This is a genomic window from Janibacter anophelis NBRC 107843 (assembly GCF_001570945.1).
In the GTDB taxonomy this organism is placed as follows: Bacteria; Actinomycetota; Actinomycetes; order Actinomycetales; family Dermatophilaceae; genus Janibacter; species Janibacter anophelis.
Genome location: NZ_BCSQ01000098.1, coordinates 1 through 3813, shown reverse-complemented (window position 1 = coordinate 3813; position 3813 = coordinate 1). Strand labels below are relative to the sequence as shown.

General features: G+C 71.8%; 5 protein-coding genes. All 5 read right to left on the bottom strand.

The features are described 5' to 3' along the window. Positions 1-58 precede the first annotated feature (58 nt). Positions 59-1282 carry a methionine adenosyltransferase gene (gene metK, locus JAN01S_RS16145; protein ID WP_068319803.1) on the bottom strand — a complete coding sequence of 408 codons (1224 nt, stop codon included), beginning with the start codon at positions 1280-1282 and terminating at the stop codon, positions 59-61. A gap of 80 nt (positions 1283-1362) precedes the next feature. Beyond that, positions 1363-2598, bottom strand: a complete 1236-nt coding sequence (gene coaBC, locus JAN01S_RS16140) for a bifunctional phosphopantothenoylcysteine decarboxylase/phosphopantothenate--cysteine ligase CoaBC (protein ID WP_068319801.1) — start codon at positions 2596-2598, stop codon at positions 1363-1365. 12 nt (positions 2599-2610) lie between these two features. Next, positions 2611-2928, bottom strand: a complete 318-nt coding sequence (gene rpoZ / locus JAN01S_RS16135) for a DNA-directed RNA polymerase subunit omega (RefSeq protein WP_068319799.1) — start codon at positions 2926-2928, stop codon at positions 2611-2613. Positions 2929-2953: 25 nt separating this feature from the next. Then, complete coding sequence (gmk, locus tag JAN01S_RS16130) at positions 2954-3511, bottom strand: guanylate kinase (RefSeq protein ID WP_068319797.1); 558 nt, start codon at positions 3509-3511, stop codon at positions 2954-2956. Next, the coding region (gene mihF, locus JAN01S_RS17260; RefSeq protein WP_169797256.1) for an integration host factor, actinobacterial type at positions 3508-3813 on the bottom strand (306 nt) is incomplete at its 5' end. The genes gmk and mihF, both read right to left, overlap by 4 nt.

The window sequence follows — 3813 nt, the reverse complement described above, 5'->3', positions numbered from 1 at the left end:
GCCCCGCGCCGCACGACGTGCGGCACCGGACGGGCGTCCGAGGCGGTGGTCACCGGTGTCAGGCGCGAGCGGCGGCCTGCAGCGCCTCGACCTTGGTGGTCTGCTCCCACGGGAAGGCGTTGTCGTACCCGGCCGCCTCGGTGCGGCCGAAGTGGCCGTAGGCGGCGGTCGGTGCGTAGATCGGGCGGAGCAGGTCCAGCTCCTCGACGATCGCGAGCGGACGCAGGTCGAAGACCGAGCTGACCGCGGCCTGGATCTTGTCGACCGGCACCTTTTCGGTCCCGAAGGTCTCGATGTAGAGACCGACCGGTTGCGCGGCACCGATGGCGTAGGCCACCTGGACCTCGCAGCGACCGGCGAGGCCGGCGGCGACGACGTTCTTGGCGACCCAGCGCATCGCGTACGCGGCGGAGCGGTCGACCTTGGACGGGTCCTTGCCGGAGAAGGCGCCGCCACCGTGGCGGGCCATGCCGCCGTATGTGTCGACGATGATCTTGCGACCGGTCAGGCCGGCGTCACCCATGGGGCCGCCGATGACGAACTTGCCCGTCGGGTTGATCAGCGTGCGGTAGTCGGAGGTGTCGAGCTCGACGCCGGAGTCCTTCAGCGCCGCCATGACGGGCTCGAAGACGTGGGCCTTGATGTCGGCCGGCAGCTGGGTCTCGTGGTCGATCTCTGCGGAGTGCTGGGTCGAGAGCACGACGGTGTCGAGGCGCACGGCGCGCTCGCCGTCGTAGTCGATGGTCACCTGGGTCTTGCCGTCGGGACGCAGGTACTCCAGCTCGCCCGACTTGCGGACCTCGGTCAGGCGCTGCGCGAGACGGTGGGCGAGGAAGATCGGCAGCGGCATGAGCTCTGGCGTGTCCTCGCAGGCGTAGCCGAACATCAGGCCCTGGTCGCCGGCGCCCTGCTTGTCCTTGGGGTCGACGCCGCCCGTGCGGTTCTCGTAGGCGGTGTCCACGCCCTGCGCGATGTCGGGGCTCTGCTGGCCGATCGAGATCGACACGCCGCAGGAGCGGCCGTCGAAGCCCTTGTCGGAGGAGTCGTAGCCGACGCCCCCGGCGATGACCTCGCGCACCAGGCGCGGGATCTCGACGTAGGACTCGGTGGAGACCTCACCCGCGATGTGCACCAGACCCGTGGTGACCATCGTCTCGACGGCCACGCGACTGCGCGGGTCCTGCTCGAGCATCGCGTCGAGGATGGAGTCGGAGATCTGGTCACAGATCTTGTCGGGGTGACCCTCGGTCACCGACTCGGAGGTGAACAGGCGTCCGGACACGGGCTGGGCTCCCAAGATCTCGACGAACGGGCGGTCTGATGACCGCCCGGTAGGGCGCGGCCAGTCTAAGCACGAAGCGGTCAGTCGGTGGGCAGGGATCCCACGACGACGTCCCAGATCCCGTGGGAGACCACGGCCTTGCTCCCCGGTCCGAGGTCGATCACCTCGTCACTGCCGCGCGTGAGCACGTGCACGCTCGTCTCGTCGGCGCCGAAGGTCTTGTCGACCCCCACCTCGTTGACGACGAGCAGGTCGCAGCCCTTGCGCTCGAGCTTGGCGCGGCCCAGCTCCAGGACCGACCCGGTGGCGTCGCCCGTCTCGGCGGCGAAGCCGACGACGAGCGGCGCACTCGCCCCGCCCCGGGCGGCGACGACCCCGGCGAGGATGTCGGGGTTGCGCACGAGGCGGATCGTCGGGGCCGCGTCGGGGTCGGCCGGGTCGTGCGTCTTCTTGATCTTGCTGTCGGTGTACTCCGCGGGGCGGAAGTCGGCCACGGCGGCCACCATGACGACGACGTCGTGCTCGGTGGTGCGCGCGTCGATCTCGCGCTGCAGCTCCAGCGCGGTCTGCACGGGCACCACGTCGATGCCCGGGGCCACCGGCAGCTCGAGGTTGGCCGCGACGAGCGTGACGCTCGCGCCGCGGGCCACGGCGGCCTCGGCGAGGGCCAGGCCCTGCTTGCCGGACGAGCGGTTGCCGAGGTAGCGCACCGGGTCGAGCGGCTCGCGCGTCCCACCGGTGCTGATGAGGATGCGTCGTCCGGCGAGGTCCCGGGGACGCTCCCCGGCGGCACCCTCCACGACGGCCATCGCGGCTGCGTGGATCGCCTCGGGCTCGGGCAGACGCCCCGGGCCGGTGTCGGCGCCGGTCAGGCGGCCGGAGTCGGGCTCGACGACGGTCACGCCCCGCTCGCGCAGGGTCGCGACATTGACGCGGGTCGCGGCGTGCTCCCACATCTCGGTGTGCATCGCCGGGGCGAGCACGACCGGACAGCGCGCGGTGAGCAGCACGTTGGTCAGGAGGTCACCGGCCAGGCCGTGGGCCGCCTTGGCCAGCAGGTCGGCCGTCGCCGGGGCGACGACGACGAGGTCGGCCTCCTGACCGATGCGCACGTGCGGCACGTCGGTGACGTTGCTCCAGACGTCGGTCTGGACCGGTCGCCCCGACAGGGCCTCCCACGTGGGGGCACCGACGAACCGCAGCGCGGCGTCGGTCGGGACGACCGTGACGTCGTGGCCGCCCTCGGTGAACAGGCGCAGCAGGAGCGCCGACTTGTAGGCGGCGATCCCGCCGCCGACCCCGAGGACGATTCGCACGAAGGGGGTCCGTCAGGCCTCGTCGGCGACCGGTGCGTCGTCGACGGGAGCCGCGGGGACGCCGTCCTCGGAGGCACTGGCCTCCTTGGTCAGCAGGCCCTCGTTGATCTCGCGCAGCGCGATCGACAGCGGCTTGTCGTGGACCTGGGCGTCGACGAGGGGGCCGATGTACTCGAGCAGGCCCTCCTGCAGCTGGGAGTAGTAGGCGTTGATCTGACGGGCCCGCTTGGCACCGTAGATGACGAGCGCGTACTTGCTGTCAGCCTTGGTCAGGAGGTCGTCGATCGGCGGGTTGGTGATGCCGATGGGGTTGGCCGTGGTGCCGGACACGTCGAGGTGGTCCTTGTCGTCGGGGTCAGTCGGATCTCATCAATGATACGAGTTCCTCGGCCGCACGACGAATGTCGTCGTTGACGATGACCCGGTCGAACTCGCTCTGGGCCGCCAGCTCGACCTTCGCCGTCTCCAGCCGGACCGCTCGTTCCTCGGCCGTCTCGGTCCCCCGACCCTCGAGTCGGCCGACGAGCTCGTCCCACGACGGGGGCGCGAGGAAGACGAAGCAGGCCTCGGGCATCGAGGCCCGCACCTGGCGTGCGCCCTGCAGGTCGATCTCCAGCAGCGGCAGCTTGCCCGCGGCCAGGGCCTCGTCCACGGGGCCCCTCGGCGTGCCGTAGGAGGCACGACCGTGGACGACCGCCCACTCGAGCATCTCCCCCTTCGACACCTTGTCGGCGAACTCCTCGCCGGACATGAAGTGGTAGTGCACGCCGTCCTGCTCCCCCGGGCGCGGCGGACGGGTCGTCGCCGACACGGAGAGCCAGACCTCGGGGTGGTGCTCGCGGATCCAGGCGGCGACCGTGCCCTTGCCCACGGCAGTGGGGCCGGCGAGGACGGTCAGTCGGGGGGCGCTCATGGCCGGGTGAACCTCTTCAGCAGTGCGGTGCGTTGGTGCGGGCCGAGCCCGCGGACGCGACGGGAGGTCGCGATGCCCAACTCTCCCATGACCCGGACCGCGGTGGCCGGGCCCACGCCCGGCAGCGCCTCGAGCAGGTCGCTGACCCGCATCCGCGCGACGACCGGGTCGCGATCGCCGGTCGCGAGCACCTCGGCCAGGCCGACCTCGCGCTGCTTCAGCCGGCGGCGCAGCTCGGCCCGCGCCCGGCGGGCCGCGACGGCCCGCTCCAGCGCCTCGGCCCGCTGCTGCGGGTCGAGGGG